The following is a 14,945-nucleotide window of genomic DNA, read 5'->3' as shown; positions in this document are numbered from 1 at the left end:
CCGAGACATCTCATGAGCCTCACGTACACAGCCGGTTCGCTGGTCGCCGCCCGCGGCCGGGAATGGGTGGTGCTGCCGGAGAGCGCCCCCGACATGCTGGTACTGCGCCCGCTAGGCGGGAGCGAGGACGACGTCGCGGCCGTCTTCCCGGCGTTCGAGGACGTGCGTCCGGCCGAGTTCGCGGCGCCGAGCCCGGCCGACCTGGGCGACCAGCGCGCTGCCGGCCTGCTGCGCACGGCCCTGCGCATCGGGTTCCGTTCGGGCGCGGGCCCGTTCCGCTCACTGGCGTCGATCGCCGTGGAACCCCGGGCCTACCAGCTCGTCCCGCTGCTGATGGCGTTGCGCCAGCGGACCGTACGGCTGCTGATCTCGGACGACGTCGGCATCGGCAAGACGGTCGAGGCGGGCCTGATCGCCAAGGAGCTGCTCGCGCAGGGCGAGGCGACCCGGCTGGCCGTGCTGTGCTCCCCGGCGCTGGCCGAGCAGTGGCAGGGCGAGCTGCGGGAGAAGTTCGGCATCGACGCCGAACTGGTCCTGGCCTCCACGGTGTCACGCCTGGAGCGCGGCCTGGAGCTGGGCCAGTCCCTGTTCGACAAGCACCCGTTCACGATCATCTCGACGGACTTCATCAAGTCGACGCGCCACCGCGAGGACTTCGTTCGGCACTGCCCCGACCTGGTGATCGTCGACGAGGCGCACACCTGCGTGGCCGCCGACGACCCCGCGCAGGGTGCCGCCTCATCCGCTTCCAACCAGCTCCGCTACGAGCTGCTGCGCAGGGTCTCCGCCGACGCCGACCGCCATCTGCTGCTGCTGACCGCGACCCCGCACTCCGGCAAGGAGTCCGCCTTCCGCAACCTCCTCGGCCTGGTGCGACCCGAACTGGCGACGCTGAACCTGGAGACCCCGGCGGGGCGCGCGAAGCTGGCCGAGCACTTCGTGGCCCGTAAGCGCGCCGACGTCCGCGACTACCTGACCAAGGAGGACGGCCTCGCCGACGACTCCCTGGTCGAGCGGACCGCGTTCCCGTCCGACCGCTGGACGAAGGACGAGAAGTACAGGCTGACCCCCGCCTACCGGGCGCTGCTCGACGATGCCATCGCCTACGCCAGGGACCGTGTCCAGGCGGCCGACGCGCAGGGCAGGCGAGAGGCTCGTATCGCCTGGTGGTCCGTGATCGCGCTGCTGCGCTCGATGGTCTCCTCGCCGGCGGCCGCCGCGCAGACCCTGAAGACCCGCTCTGAGTCCGCCACGGCCCGCACCGCGCACGAGGCGGACATGCTGGGCGCCCCGGTGGCCTCCGACTCCGCGGATAACGACCGGCTGGAGGGCATGGACGTCGCACCGGGCGCCGCCGAGACGGAGGACGCGGGCGCCCGGCTGCTCGATCTGGCCCAGCGGGCCGCGCAGTTGGTGGGACCGGCCGAGGACGCGAAGCTGAAGGCGCTCACCGGGCACCTGAAGAAACTGATCGCCGACGGCTACCACCCGATCGTCTTCTGCCGCTACATCCCCACCGCCGAGTACCTCGCCGAGGAACTGGACGGCAAGCTCGGCAGGAAGACGAAGATCGCCGCCGTGACCGGCACCCTCTCCCCGCAGCAGCGCCTGGAACGGATCGAGCAGCTCGCCGCCGAGGCCGCCGAGGAGGCCGCCGACGACCCCGCCGTCCGCCGCGTGCTGATCGCCACTGACTGCCTCTCCGAGGGCGTCAACCTCCAGCACCACTTCGACGCCGTCGTCCACTACGACCTGGCCTGGAACCCGACCCGCCACGACCAGCGCGAGGGCCGCGTCGACCGTTACGGCCAGAAGCGCGACCAGGTCCGTGTCATCACCATGTTCGGCGAGGACAACGGCATCGACGGCAAGGTCCTGGAGGTGCTCTTCGCCAAGCACCGGCAGATCAAGAAGGACCTGGGCATCTCCGTCTCCGTCCCCGACGAGACCGCCTCCGGCGTCACCGACGCCGTCGTGGAGTGGCTGCTGCTGCACGGACGCCAGGGCAGCCAGGAGAGCCTGTTCGAGATGGACACCCATCAGGAGTCGTTCGAGCGCATCGAGCGCGAGTGGAACTCCGCCGCCGAACGGGAGAAGACCTCCCGCTCCAAGTACGCCCAGCGCGCCATCCACCCCGAGGAGGTGGCCCGCGAGGTCACCGCCGTACGGGCCGCGCTCGGCGGCGCCGACGAGGTCCGCGGCTTCGCCCTGGAGGCGCTCCGTGACCTGGACGCCCTGGTCCGCGACCCCCGCGACGACACCGGCGACTTCACCGCCCAGGTCGGCGGCACCCCGGCCGGCCTGCGCGACGCCCTCGCCGCCACCCTCGGCAACCGCCTCGTCGAGGAGGACCGCCAGATCCCGTTCCGCACCACCCCGGCGATCGCCCGCGGCGAGGCGGCCTTGGTCCGCACCGACCCCGCAATCGGGGCAATCGCCTCGTACGTCCTGGACTCGGCCCTGGACGTGAACGCCCTGGGCCCTCGCCCGGCCCGTCGCTGCGGCGTAGTGACGACGGACGCGGTCACCACGACCACCACGCTCCTCCTGGTCCGCTACCGCTTCCACCTCACCCTCCCGTCCCGTACGGGCGAGCGGCAGGTGGTCGCCGAGGACGCCCGCCTCCTCGCCTACGAGGGCAGGCCCTCCCGCGCCCGCTGGCTGGACGACACCGCGGCCACCGCCCTCCTCTCTGCCCGCGCGACGGCCAACACCCACGAGCAGTCGGCCACCAACCACATCACCCGCACGCTGGACGGCCTGCCGGATCTCGCCGCGCACCTCACCGAGTACGGCACCCGCCTGGCCGCCGACCTCGACGCCTCCCACCGCCGGGTCCGCAAGGCCAACGAGGAGATCGTCCGCGGCCTGAAGGTCGTCCCGCAGGAGCCTGCCGACGTGCTAGGCGTGTACGTCTACCTCCCCCAGCAGCCCGTCTCTCTCTCGCCCGGAGCCGAAGCCTGATGTCCGCCGCCACCCGCACCGCCCTGGCCTTCACCGCCGTCACCACGGTCGGCGGCCTGCTCCCCGCCGACATGCTGCTGCGCATCGCCGAGGGCCGGAACCTACCGGGCAGCAAGCCCGCCGACTACGGCCTGCCCGCCTCGGTGCCCGTGCGCGACGAGGCCGAGCGCGCCTGGGAGTACCTCAAGCCCCTCTGGCGCGACCTGCGTGCCGCCCTGCCCTCGGACCCGAACACGGGCGCGCCTGCCGCCGACCCCACGGGCCGCGCCGGCACGGACTGGCTCGCCCAGCTCTTCCGCAAGCTGGACTTCGGGGCACTGACGGAGGTGGGCGCGGCGGGCATCGTGGCCGACTCCGACCCCGCCAAGCACTTCCCGGTCTCCCACCGCCACGGCCCGGCCCTCGTCCACCTCATCCCCTGGAACCAGGACCTGGACAAGCGACCGGCACCCGGCCAGGTCCCCCCGCAGTCCATGGTCCAGGACTGCCTCAACCGCACCGAGGCCCACCTGTGGGCGGTCCTCACCAACGGCCGCCGCGTACGCCTCCTGCGCGACTCCTCGTCCTTCGCCACGGCCGCCTACGTCGACTTCGACCTCGAAGCCATCTTCGACGGCGAGCTGTTCAGCGAGTTCGTGCTGCTGTACTGCGTGCTGCACGCGTCGCGGTTCACGGTGGCGGCGGGGACGACGGCCTCGGGGTGCTGGCTGGAGAAGTGGCGGACGGTCGCCATAGAGTCCGGCAGCCGCGCCCTCGACCACTTCCGCGACGGCGTCCAGTCCGCCCTCACCGTCCTCGGCACCGGCTTCCTGAGCCACCCGGACAACACCGCCCTCCGCGCCGACCTGGACGTCCACGCCTTCCAGACGGCCCTGTTGCGGCTCGTCTACCGCATGATCTTCCTCTTCGTGGCCGAGGACCGGGGCGCCCTGCTGGACCCCGACGCGGACGAGCGGACCGTCGACCGTTTCACCCGCTACTTCTCGACGGCCCGCCTCCGCCGTCATGCGCTACGACGCCTCGGCACCGCGCACGACGACCAGTACCGCGCCCTTGAGCTGCTGATCGAGGCGCTGGGCTCTGAACAGGGCCGCCCCGAGCTGGGTCTGAAGGGACTCGGCGGCCTCTTCAACGACACCCCGGCGGATGAGCCGTTGCGGGGGGTGCGACTGGCGAACCGCCACTTGTTCGAGGCCGTCAAGCACCTGGCCCGCGTGCGGGACGCCGGTTCCGCGCGCTGGCGTCCCGTGGACTACCTGCGCATGGGCGCCGAGGAACTGGGGTCCGTGTACGAGGCGCTGCTGGAGCTGGTACCGAAGCACAGCGCGGCCGACCGTACCTTCGAACTGGTCGACCGGATCGGCAACGACCGTAAGAAGACCGGCAGTTACTACACCCCGACCCCGCTCACCGAGACCCTCCTCGACTCCACGCTGAACCCGGTCATCGACGACGCCGTCAAACGCGGGGAGCAGCGCGCGAGCGCCGAGGGGCGACCCGACCCCGCCGACACGATCGTCGAGGAGCTGCTGTCCCTCACGGTCTGCGACCCCGCGTGCGGGTCGGGGCATTTCCTGGTGGCTGCGGCCCGGCGGATCGCCAAGCGGGTGGCCGCGGTGCGTGAGCGCAACCCGGAGCCCACGGACAAGGCCGTGCACCATGCGCTGCACGAGGTCGTCGCACGCTGTGTGTACGGCGTCGACCTCAACCCCATGGCCGTCGAGCTGGCCAAGGTGTCGCTGTGGCTGGAGGCGATGGAGCCCGGCCGTCCGCTCGGCTTCCTCGACGCCCACATCAAGCACGGCAACGGCCTGATCGGGGCGACGCCGGCGCTGATGCGGGACGGGATCCCCGACAAGGCGTTCAAGAAGGCCGAGGGCGACGACGAGGGGTGGGCACGGCAGCTGCTTGCCCGCAACGCCCATGAACGCGAGGGCCAGGGTGGCCTGTTCGAGGTCGAGACGGAGACGAAGGTCGCCAACGGTTCGTTCGCGCGCGGGCTGCGCCGGATCACGGCGGCACCGGCCGGTGAGCTGAAGGACATCCGCCGCAAGGAGGCCGACTACCGGGACTGGGCGAACTCTGCCGAGTATCTGCGGGCCCTGCATCTCGCGGACGCGTGGTGTGCGGCGTTCGTCTGGGTCAAGAGCGAGGAGGCGCCGCCGGCCATCACGCACAAGGTGTTCCGGGGGCTGGAGGATCCCGAGGGGGATGCGGCGCCGCAGTCGACCCACGACGAGATCGTGCGGTTGCGGGACCAGTACGCCTTCTTCCACTGGCACTTGGAGTTCCCGGAGGTTTTTGCGGTTCCGGAGGACGGGGAGGGGTCGGCGGGGGCGGGCTCCGGTTCCGTTGATTCGGGGACGGGGTGGGCTGGGGGGTTCTCTTGTGTGGTGGGGAATCCGCCTTGGGACCGTTCCGAGTTCGAGGACAAGAAGTACTTCAGCGTGGTGCAACCGTCTATCGCGGAACTGGCGGGTACCGCCATGCGCAAGCGCATCACGGAATGGCTGCAAGAGAACGCCGAGGAGGCGGAGCGCTACCAGGTTGCGCGCCGAACGCTGAAGTCGACCTTCATGTTCGCGGCGAACTCAGGCGTTTTCCCCCTGTGCGCGCAAGGGCTCACGGCTGGGGGCGTCACCAAGCTCCAGACGGATCAGCTGTTCACCGAGCTCTTCTCATCCGTGTGCAGCCAAACCGGCCGCTTCGGCTCTATCATCCCGACCGCGATCGCTACGAACGCCGGTGGGCAGTTCCTGTTCGGCGACTTCGTACGCAGAGGCACGCTGGCGTCGCTGCTGGACTTCGAGAATCGGCGGCCAACGTCTCCTGCACTGCCGAAGGGAGGCAAGTGGTTCGAGAGCGTGGACTCTCGCTACAAGTTCTGCTTGCTCGCCCTCACGGGCCGCTCCGTAGGGGTGCCCGCCTCGCGCTTCGGCTTCTTCCTCTCCGACATCACCGATCTCGACGACGACAACTGTGTCTTCACGATGACGCCGGAGGAACTGGCACTCATCAACCCGAACACGGGGACCCTCCCGATCTTCCGCAACCGACGGGACGCAGACCTCACGGCAGCGGTCTACCGTCGCTTTCCGGTACTACAGAACGAGAAAGCGCGAGACGGCGACCCGTGGAAAATCGCCTTCAAGTACATCTTCCGCAGCGCCAACGACGGTGACATCTTCCGCACCCGCGCCGAGTTGGAAGAAGAGGATTGGCAGCTTCAGGGCCATGCCTTTGTGCGTGGTGATGAACACATGTTGCCTTTGTACGAAGCCAAGATGGTCGACTTCTACAACCACCGTGCAGCCGATGTCGTCAAGAGTCTGACTGCGGTGAACCGGCAGAACCAACCGAGCTATCTGCCTGAGAAGGAGCTGCGTGACCCGACGCGTCAGGCCCTGCCTCTGAACTGGGTCCAGCAGAAGGGGACGATCTCAACAGAGCGCAACGGTCGAGTGGTTGAGGTACCCGGCGTCAACGTTCGCCTCTCCGAGGCGCACTGGGACCGAGACTGGCTCTGTGGCTGGTGCGACGTGACTGCCTCAACCAACGAACGCACGTCGATCCCGGCATTCATCCCGCGCGTGGCCACACTGCACACCTACCCTCTGATGCTCCCTCGCGTCGCACCCTCGCTGGTCGCCGCCCTGATCGCCACGCAGTCGTCCCTGATCTTCGACTTCGTGAGCCGACAGAAGATCAGTGACGCCCATATGAAGCTGTTCATCTGGAAACAGCTCCCTGTCCCCACGCCCACGACCCTCGAACCGCACCTCCCCTTCCTCCTCCCTCGCGTCCTCGAACTCGTCTACACCGCCTACGACATGACCCCACTCGCCCGCGACCTAGGCGACGAGGGCGAACCGTTCCAGTGGGACGACGACCGCCGCGCCCAACTGCGCGCCGAGCTGGACGCCTACTTCTTCCACCTCTACGGCATCTCCCGCGAGGACACCGACTACATCCTGGAGTCCTTCCAGTCCGAGTCGGGCGGCCTCAAGAACAACGAGATCTCCGCGTTCGGCGAGTACCGAACCAAGCGGCTCGTCCTCACCGAGTACGACCGCATGGCCACCGCCGGCCTGACCCTGGAAACCCCGCTCACCGAGGGCGAGTCCGGCACCTACCGCTCCCCCCTCACCCCACCTCCCGGCCACGGCCCCCGGCACACCACCCGATCCTGACCCGTTCGAGAACGCCAGCAGGTCCACACCACGGCCCTCAGGGACCACCGTCGAAACGGAGAACTTCCGTGAGCACCAACGCCGACAGACTCCCCGGCGCAATACCCGCGATGAGCGAGTACGACAAACAGGTGTGGGCCAAGCTCAACGACCACTGGCAGCGCCGCAACAACCGCCGTGGCCTGCCCAACTGGGCGAGCACCGCGCTCAGTCGCACCGGCGAGGTCGCGGGGAAAGCCACCAGACGGGTTGCCGACGCCGTCCCGGACGCTGTAGCGGAACCGATGCGGCGCGCGGGCGACGCGGTCGCCGACAAGGCCCTGCGACCGGCGCTCGCGGGCGCTGCGGCGTTGCTTGACCTGGTCAACGAGTCGGCCAGGGAGCTCAACGAACCGAAAAACGTCGAGAAGATCGCCCGCAAGCAGGGGCTCGAACTCGACAGCTTCACCGAACTACGGAAGCAGGACCTCAAGTTCTGCGACCGCCTGCTGACCCGCAACACCCTCAAGTGGCGCACCGCAGGCGCCTTCGAAGGCGGCGCCATGGGCGTGCTGGCGTTGGTCCCCGTCGCCGGTATCCCCGCCGCGATGACGGCGGACATCCTCGTCGTCCAGGTACTGAGCACGTCGATCGCCTCGCGCATCGCGTACTCGTACGGTTACGACGCCAAGGACCCCGAAGAGCAGGTCTTCATCCAGCGCCTGGTACGCCGGTCGTTCATGGCCCAGGCGGCGAAGGCCGAGCCGTTGCGTGACACAGCCCGGGCGGCGCACGCACTCAAGGGACGCGTCAACTGGTCGCAGAAACTCCGCAGCGACCACCGTCTCGTCGCCGCCCTGGAGAAGCTGATGCAGCAGCTCGGCCCGGCCGGCTCCAGGGTACCGGTGCAGAACGTTGCCAAGGTCGTGCCGTTCGTCGGGATTCTCGTCGGCGCGGGCATGAATGCCGCAGTCCTCGGCAGGGTGGCCGCCGACGCCCAGCGGTACTGCCAGACCCGCTTCCTGTGCGAGAAGTACGGCCTGCCGCTCCCTGCCGCACTGACGACCGACGACGAGGACGACGACCCCCAGCCCGACGCAACGTGAGTACTGCGGTGGCGCCCGACCAGACCGCCACCGTCGCGTCCGCCGTTCCGCTCAGGCGTGGTCCACGAACCGCACGAACGACCGCCAGCCCTCACGCCCGACCGCGAACGCCGGACGGCTCACATCCTTGGAGTCCCGTACGTGGACGGCCTGTTCGGCGATCGCGACCTCCACGCAGTCGTCGCCCGAGCTACCGCTATAGCTTGACTTGAACCAGGCGAGTTCCGTCGTGCTCATGCCTCTCCTCGCAGTCGCTCCAGCAAGGCCCGGGAATCTTTGGGGTGCAGGGCCTGCGACCGCAGTGTGTCATAGCGCTGCTGGAGAACTCTCACCTCTTTCGCGTCGCCAATCAGCCGCCCGCTTTCCTGGCCCTCCGAGTATGCGAGTCGACGCCCTTCCGGGGTCTCCAGTAGGCGCAGAGGCCCATCCATGCACGAGTGGTACTCGGCTTCCAGCGGCATGATCTGCAACGTCACATTGCGAGGCAACGTGCGCTCCAGAACGTGGTTCAGTTGCTCGCGCCGTACCTCGGTTCCGCCCAGCCTCCGCCGCAGGACCGCTTCCTCAACGATGAAGTGGAACGGAACTGTTGGACGCTCGTGCAGCATTCGCTGCCGCTCCATCCTCGCCTCGACCTGCGCCTCCAACTGCTCATCCGTCAGCAGCGGGATCCGATTCTCGAAGAGTGCCCGCGCATACGCCTCCGACTGCAACAACCCCGGCACCAGCCTGCACTCGTACGTAGACAGGCTCACTGCCTCCCGCTCCAGCCGAGCCCACCGCCGGAACCACGCCGCAAGTCCCGCCTCACCCCGGGTCAGATGGCGCGCGGCCTTGCGCAGTGCACCCGTGTTGCCGAGTGCCGCCTCGGCGCGCTCCACGAACGCCTCGTCCGGAATCCGGCGCCCCAACTCCACGGACTCCACGGTGTGCTTGGAGTACTGGACCAGGGCGGCGAGCTCGGCCCGGCTGAGCCCCGCGTGTTCGCGTAACGCCTGGACAACCGCGCCGAACGTGCGCAGGCTGTCCGACGGGTGCGGCTCCCGCTCCCAGTCCCCCGCCGTCGCCACCCGCACGCCCCCGCCCGCGTCCGCATCCCCTTCGTCGATGTCCATGGACCGCCCCTCTCGCCGTCCGCACACCACGTCAGTCCCTTGGCTGTCGCCCCGCGCTCAGCGTGACGGAAATCCGACCGTACCGTCCACTCCATGTGCCCGTACGGTGACTCCGCGTACGGGACGTCAGGGTCGCACCCACCCGTTCCCGGCCACCACGCTGGCGTCATGAACCATCCAGCCCCCCAACTCAAAGCGCCCGCACACACGTTCACCCAGCTCCTCTCGTCCACGCGGCGCGGCACACGACTCGCCCGGCTCCTCGGCGTGAACCAGCTGCGTTCCTGGGGCGCCTCGCCCGACCTCACGGAGCGTGCCGAAGTCGTGGTCGCGGAGCTCGCTGCCAACGCCGTCATCCACGGCCGCGTGCCAGGCCGCTGCTTCCGGCTGACGCTCGTCTTCGACCCGTCGGCCGGGCGCCTGCGCGTGGAGGTCAGCGACGCTCGCGGGGACCTCTACCCGCAGATCGTGACGGGCGCCGCCGAAGCCGATGGGCTCCGGGCGGGCGGACGCGGCCTGGCGCTCGTCACCGCCCTCGCCGACCGCTGGGACTGCGTCCCCCACCCACCCAGCGGCAAGACCGTACGCGCCGTACTCCTCGACGCCAGCGTGGACCTGGGCGTCGAAGCCCAACTGGAGGAGGCCGGTTTCCGGCCGCCTGCGGCTCCCTGACCGCCCGCGCCCACCAGGAGAAACCCGCTCCCCGGAACGAACCGTCGCGCATCCCGCCGTCATCCGCCGGGCGGCTGGGGCGGACGCCATCGACCGGATCGGTACGCGTTCAGCAGCTCACGGCTCGCGACCGTGAAGGGGTGCTCGGAGCCCAGGCCGCGTTCCCGCCGTGCGACGACGTCGGTCATCAGCTCGATCCCCACGTCCACGTGGCCGAGCGCGGACCGGGTCCGGGAGAGAAGCTGCCGGGCCGCGAGCACGATCGGGTACTCGGGGCCGAAACGCCTCACATAGGCTTCGGCGGCAAGCTGAATCTCCTCGTCGGCCTCGTCGAAACGGCCCAGGAGGTACAACGCCCAGGCGTGGTTGTGCCGGGCACCCAGCGTCACCGTGTGATCGGGTCCGAGGAGCCGGGCGCATTCCGACGGCAGTGACAGCAGCGCGCCACCTTCTTCGGTGACCACCTCGGAAGCCGGCAGCATCTCCAGCAGACTGGCGCGGGCACGCAGGGTCAGCGGGTGCGCAGGGCCCAGTGCCGTACGGCGGCCTGCGACGACGGCCCGGAGAAGCGCGAGCGATTCATCGCGTCTGCCGAGGTTCGCCAGCACGAGCTGAAGGCCGTAGCCGCTGTCCAAGGTGGCGGGGTCGTCGGCCCCGAACAGTCTCTCCTGCGTTTCCCGCACGCTGTGGAGCGCCACCTCGGCCTCGGCATACCTGCCCAGTCGGAACAGTGCCCGGCTGGCTCTGGAACAGGCGGCCAGTACCAGACGGTGATCCGCGCCCAGGAACTGCTGTGCGAGGTCCGCCGCGGTACGGGAGGTCTCCCAGGCCGAGAGATAGTCGCCGGTGCGGTGCAGGGCGACCGACAGTCGCGTCGCCACGGCCAGCGCATCAGCCAGTGCCGTCGGTTCGCCGATGCGTCGCAGCAAGGCGAGCACATGAGGGACCAGCAGCCGCAGTTGCGGATCGTGGGGGCCCGCGTCGGGTACGGCGGGAACGGCCGCACCGAGCAGCCGCACGGCCGTCGCGTCGAGAGTGGGCAGCCGCTCGACAGGTGTCGCCGCCGCCACGCTGTCGAGGAGTACTCCGTGGCTCTGTACGGAGCGCACGCCGACGTCGACCAGTTCGGTCAGCGACTGGTCCAGCAGGGCTCTCAGCGCTGTTTCGGTACGGGCGCGCGGGAGGACTCCGCTGATGTCGGCACGGTTGAGCAGGGACAACGGCAGCGGCTCCGGAGCGAACCGGGCCAGCAGCCTGAGCAGTGCCGCCGCTTCAGGCAGCCCGCGCGCCTCAAACGTGTCGAGTGTCAGTTGCCAGGTCAGGCCGACCAGGTGCCGCGGATCCGCCTCGGACAGCGCGTCCGCTCCTTGGTCGATGAGCTGGACCCGCTCGTCTTCGTCGAGGTGATGCCCGTATGCGTCCATCGTCCAGGGGTCGAGCACCTGATGGGAGAGGAAGCCGCCGGCCAGCGTGAGGGCGAGTGGCAGCCGCCCGAGCCGGTCCGCGATCTGTGCCGCCTGCTCGGCTGTACCGCTGTGCGGGGCGAGGTCGCACAGCACGAGTGCGGCGTCCTCCCGGGGCAGTACGCCGATGTGCTGCAGTTCGGCCCCTGGCCACCAGCGGGCGGCTGCCCGGCGGGTGGTCACCACGACGGTGCCGCGTGGGCTGGTTCGCAGCCAGCTGCCGTCCCGGAGGATCTCCGGCTCGTCCGCGTTGTCGAGGACCAGCAGCCAGGGCTCGGCGGAGCGGTCGAGATACTGCCAGACGAGATCGGCCGCGGGACGTAGACCGTTGCGGGCAGCCAGCAGTTCACCGTCGCTCGCCCCCCGGTCGGCAGCGACCGCCAGCATGCCGGCGCGCAGACTCGCACGGTCGGAGGCGTTGACCCACAGGCCCGCACGGCCGTGGTTGCCGGTGGCCACCTGGAAGAAGGCACAGGCGACCGCTGTCTTGCCGCAGCCGCCCATCCCGTACAGCACGTAGACGTCACCGCCGCGTCCCGCCTCGACGCCTGCCCGCAGGCGTTCCATCACCTCTGTGCGGTCGCGCAGCACGGCCGGAGACCGCCCGACCGCCGGGCGGCGGACCGAGTCCGGGCCACTCGGCCCGGACGTGTCGCCGTAGTGGTGGTGTTCGTTGATGTGCTGGTCACCTGACGCCTGGTAGACACGCCCCCGGTCCTCAGCGTGACCGTCCATTCCGCCTGTCATCGATCGGCGATGTGCTGGTCTCGTCCTGCCTGGTAGATCCGGGCCTGGCCGGAAGCAGTGGCGTGCTGAGTGATCCGCCGGGCAGCCGTGCCGTCGGGATCGAGTTCGTCCAGCAGCGCGCGCAGCTCCGCCGCGGCGGCAGGCCGGCTGACGATCAGCCGCCGTACCAGGCCCTGCCACTGCAGACGCAGTTCGTTCAACGTCTCCTGGTCATGTGCCGCCATGGCGGCCAGGACATCCTCGCGGCCGGCCTCCAACTCGGCGGCTACGATCTCGGCACGCTCGGGTTGCATCCGGCGCCAGAGCTGTGTGAGGCCCTCGCGCGTGCGCTGCCAGGCATCGGTCGCCATCAGCGTGACCAAGGTGGTTCCTGCGCTTTGTGCGAGCGAGGTCACCTCCGGGTCCACAGCGCCCCTCCATTCGCTCGTTTTTCCGACAGCGTGGCGGAAAAGTAACGCCACTCAGACGCCGACGCGATTCCCTCTCCCGCTCAATATCGTTCCACTCTTGAGCGAGATGAGACAAGGAGGCATCGCGCGCCGCCATTTCAGCCCCGGGCCGGACTTAACACATGGTCAGGCGAGCATGTCCGGCGCTACAGTACCGCCACCGGACCGTTCGAGGGGGCGACGCCAGTGACCAGGCCATGGGAAGCGGATCCGGCCACGACTTTCAAACGGCGGCTGGGAAAATCGCCCCAAGAGCTGGGAAACACAACCGGTACCCCCGACTGCCCGGACATCTGGGAACTCGCCAACGGAGACATCGCCGTCATCGGCCGGGACCTCACCCAGTCGCTCGGCGCGAACCTGCCCGACGGGGTGTCGATCGGGGCGGACGAACGACTCGTGGTCATCCCGAGGAACATGCTCGTCGCGGCGAAGCCGGATATCCCCAGTGTTTGATTCCTTCCCCAGCGGTGTTTCCGAGCGCATGGACCGCCCCACGTATCACGCGGACTTCGGCCGGGTCTACAACAGCGGCATCGGCTTCCTGAACAAGCTCGAACGGGGGCAGCATTTCAAGGAGCGGGGCTTCGCCAGCTGGGAGGCTTTCGCCGCGGGTGACTGGACGCGGGCACTGTCCCTCGCCGACGAGAGACATGACGACTATGCGCGGGAACTCCAGAAGGCTGCGCAGCTCGGCATCCGGCACCGCCGTCTTCGCGTCGTGGAGTTCCCGATCACACCGTACGTGCAGTGGGAGTTCTTCGTGCTGCGGGTGCGCGTGGAGCTGGGCGACGACATCACGGTGCTGGACGCCCGCGAGATCTCGGACATCGAGAAGGAACGCCCGGTTCCGGAAGTGGTGATTCTCGGGGACGCGGCCATGTACGAGGTGGTCTACGACGATGACGGGAACGCGGCAGGCGCCAACTGTTTCACCGAGCGATCGCTGATCCGGGAGACATCGCTCGGATTCGACACGCTCTACGAGCTCGGTGAGGGATTCCATGCTTTCTTCGACCGTGAGATCGCCCCGCTCGCCCCGCCTCAGAGGCCAGGCGCCCAGACGGGTTTTCCCGGTTGACGGTGATCGGCAGGGCGGAAGATCGGAAAGCGAGCGGACGCAACTCAACTTGTCAGGCGTTCTCCTCGTGGATCCGCGCGCCCAAGTCCTCCGCCCACTCAAGCGCCCACGCCTTGAGTTCTTCGATTTGCCGGGAGCTGAGACCGTAGGCCGCATAGTCCTCGTCCTCGTACCAGTCCGCGCCGACGAGTCGGTCGCGCAGGTCCTCCAGACTGAATTCGTCGTGGGTGCGGCGGCGGCCGAGGGCTTCGAGGCCGGCAGTGGACCGGTGACGGGAAGCCGCTTGGACGTCGATGAGGTCGCGGACGGTGTCGCGGTCGGCGAGGGCGCGGACCTTGGCGCCGATCACGTCGTCGAGGGAGAGGACGGGACCGTAAGGGGTCTGCGCGGGCGGGGCCCAGAATGCCTCCTTCAGGACGTCCACCTCGCACTCCTCGCCGGTGGCTGGGTCGGTGACCAGGAACCGGCCACTGAGCGGGGCGGTCTGGACATGTGTCGTCCGCCATCCGCGCACGGTGAGTCCGGCTGTGAGGGAAGCGACGATCTCCTCCATCGGGGCGGGGTTCTCCGTGGCAACATCCAGGTCGCGGCTGAAGCGTTCGACCAAGCCGTGGGCCTGCACGGCATATCCGCCGGTGAGGACCAGAGGATAGGGAGAGCCAAGGTCGAGAATGTCGGCAAGGAGACGCTCGTGGAGCGGAGTGAGCTTCACGCGACGGTCGCACGGTCGCGTCGCCCGGAGCGGTGCGGAGCAGCTCAGGGAAGGCGTCCTCCCAGACCTCGCGGATGCAGGGGCTGACCAGGCGATGGAGGACCGGCCACTGCTCGGCCAGCAGCCGGTGGTGAAGGAAGGCCACCAAATCCTCGCGTAGGCCCCCGGCGGATCAACGCACGGTCCATGGCAGCCGCTCGCCGGGGAGACCTGCGCCGGAGCGACGAGGAGCCACCACAGGCGTGAACGTGAGGGCAAACGAAACCGGGGAGTCCGAGAGCGACCCTCCCGAAATCTGCCGAGAAGTGGGCTCTGCCATCTCTGTAGACGCCAGCGAGGGGAGCTTTGCATCTCGTGTCGAATGTAATGAGATTGCAATCATCAGGGCTCGGAATCGTGAAAGTCACAGGTCAGCCAAGTCCGCTGGGATCTCGGCCCTGCGCGGCGCGATGCGGGTGGACCACCTC

At 69.1% G+C, this 14,945-nt stretch carries 11 protein-coding genes; 6 read left to right on the top strand and 5 right to left on the bottom strand.

The genetic code is table 11. The features are described 5' to 3' along the window. Positions 1-12: 12 nt before the first annotated feature. From IEZ11_RS00640 to IEZ11_RS00630, 3 genes are all read left to right on the top strand, one after another. Positions 13-2,964 carry a DEAD/DEAH box helicase gene (locus IEZ11_RS00640; RefSeq protein ID WP_189260516.1) on the top strand — a complete coding sequence of 984 codons (2,952 nt, stop codon included), beginning with the start codon at positions 13-15 and terminating at the stop codon, positions 2,962-2,964. Beyond that, on the top strand, positions 2,964-7,154 hold the full coding sequence (locus IEZ11_RS00635; RefSeq protein ID WP_189260515.1) for an Eco57I restriction-modification methylase domain-containing protein: 4,191 nt from the start codon (positions 2,964-2,966) through the stop codon (positions 7,152-7,154). The genes IEZ11_RS00640 and IEZ11_RS00635 overlap by 1 nt, the downstream gene beginning before the upstream one ends. Before the next feature lie 68 nt (positions 7,155-7,222). Beyond that, on the top strand, positions 7,223-8,239 hold the full coding sequence (locus IEZ11_RS00630) for an EcsC family protein (protein WP_229712754.1): 1,017 nt from the start codon (positions 7,223-7,225) through the stop codon (positions 8,237-8,239). Between the two features lie 51 nt (positions 8,240-8,290). Here IEZ11_RS00630 and IEZ11_RS00625 read toward each other — a convergent pair whose 3' ends face one another. Both IEZ11_RS00625 and IEZ11_RS00620 read right to left on the bottom strand, forming a co-directional pair. Beyond that, a complete protein-coding gene (locus IEZ11_RS00625; RefSeq protein ID WP_189260514.1) occupies positions 8,291-8,476 on the bottom strand; it encodes a DUF397 domain-containing protein in 186 nt (61 codons plus the stop codon). Further along, positions 8,473-9,354 carry a helix-turn-helix domain-containing protein gene (locus IEZ11_RS00620; RefSeq protein WP_189260513.1) on the bottom strand — a complete coding sequence of 294 codons (882 nt, stop codon included), beginning with the start codon at positions 9,352-9,354 and terminating at the stop codon, positions 8,473-8,475. Before IEZ11_RS00620 ends, IEZ11_RS00625 begins: the two co-directional genes overlap by 4 nt. Before the next feature lie 168 nt (positions 9,355-9,522). Between IEZ11_RS00620 and IEZ11_RS00615 the strand changes: the two genes are divergently transcribed. Continuing rightward, entirely contained in the window at positions 9,523-10,026 is a 504-nt protein-coding gene (locus tag IEZ11_RS00615; protein ID WP_189260512.1) for an ATP-binding protein, read from the top strand. A 59-nt stretch (positions 10,027-10,085) separates the two neighbouring features. Here IEZ11_RS00615 and IEZ11_RS00610 read toward each other — a convergent pair whose 3' ends face one another. Both IEZ11_RS00610 and IEZ11_RS00605 read right to left on the bottom strand, forming a co-directional pair. Continuing rightward, complete coding sequence (locus IEZ11_RS00610; RefSeq protein ID WP_229712753.1) at positions 10,086-12,224, bottom strand: tetratricopeptide repeat protein; 2,139 nt, start codon at positions 12,222-12,224, stop codon at positions 10,086-10,088. Positions 12,225-12,232: 8 nt separating this feature from the next. Beyond that, entirely contained in the window at positions 12,233-12,643 is a 411-nt protein-coding gene (locus tag IEZ11_RS00605; protein ID WP_189260510.1) for a hypothetical protein, read from the bottom strand. A 228-nt stretch (positions 12,644-12,871) separates the two neighbouring features. Here IEZ11_RS00605 and IEZ11_RS00600 point away from each other — a divergent pair, with 228 nt between their 5' ends. Together IEZ11_RS00600 and IEZ11_RS00595 are read left to right on the top strand one after the other, a co-directional pair. Beyond that, complete coding sequence (locus IEZ11_RS00600; protein WP_189260509.1) at positions 12,872-13,141, top strand: hypothetical protein; 270 nt, start codon at positions 12,872-12,874, stop codon at positions 13,139-13,141. After that, complete coding sequence (locus IEZ11_RS00595) at positions 13,134-13,766, top strand: DUF6879 family protein (protein WP_189260508.1); 633 nt, start codon at positions 13,134-13,136, stop codon at positions 13,764-13,766. The genes IEZ11_RS00600 and IEZ11_RS00595 overlap by 8 nt, the downstream gene beginning before the upstream one ends. Positions 13,767-13,818: 52 nt before the next feature. Here the strand turns inward: IEZ11_RS00595 and IEZ11_RS00590 are convergent, their stop codons facing one another. Then, positions 13,819-14,478, bottom strand: a complete 660-nt coding sequence (locus IEZ11_RS00590) for a nucleotidyl transferase AbiEii/AbiGii toxin family protein (protein ID WP_189260507.1) — start codon at positions 14,476-14,478, stop codon at positions 13,819-13,821. Positions 14,479-14,945 lie beyond the last annotated feature (467 nt).

The organism is Streptomyces fuscichromogenes, from assembly GCF_014645815.1.
Lineage (GTDB): Bacteria > Actinomycetota > Actinomycetes > Streptomycetales > Streptomycetaceae > Streptomyces > Streptomyces fuscichromogenes.
This window is presented reverse-complemented; position numbering and strand designations above follow the sequence as displayed.

What these genes read in the sequence shown, in the direction of transcription:
- IEZ11_RS00640 (WP_189260516.1), top strand. Translation starts at nt 13, where the DNA reads ATGAGCCTCACGTACACAGCCGGTTCGCTGGTCGCCGCCCGCGGCCGG.
- IEZ11_RS00635 (WP_189260515.1), top strand. Translation starts at nt 2,964, where the DNA reads ATGTCCGCCGCCACCCGCACCGCCCTGGCCTTCACCGCCGTCACCACG.
- IEZ11_RS00625 (WP_189260514.1), bottom strand. Translation starts at nt 8,476, where the DNA reads ATGAGCACGACGGAACTCGCCTGGTTCAAGTCAAGCTATAGCGGTAGC.
- IEZ11_RS00620 (WP_189260513.1), bottom strand. Translation starts at nt 9,354, where the DNA reads ATGGACATCGACGAAGGGGATGCGGACGCGGGCGGGGGCGTGCGGGTG.
- IEZ11_RS00615 (WP_189260512.1), top strand. Translation starts at nt 9,523, where the DNA reads ATGAACCATCCAGCCCCCCAACTCAAAGCGCCCGCACACACGTTCACC.
- IEZ11_RS00610 (WP_229712753.1), bottom strand. Translation starts at nt 12,224, where the DNA reads ATGGACGGTCACGCTGAGGACCGGGGGCGTGTCTACCAGGCGTCAGGT.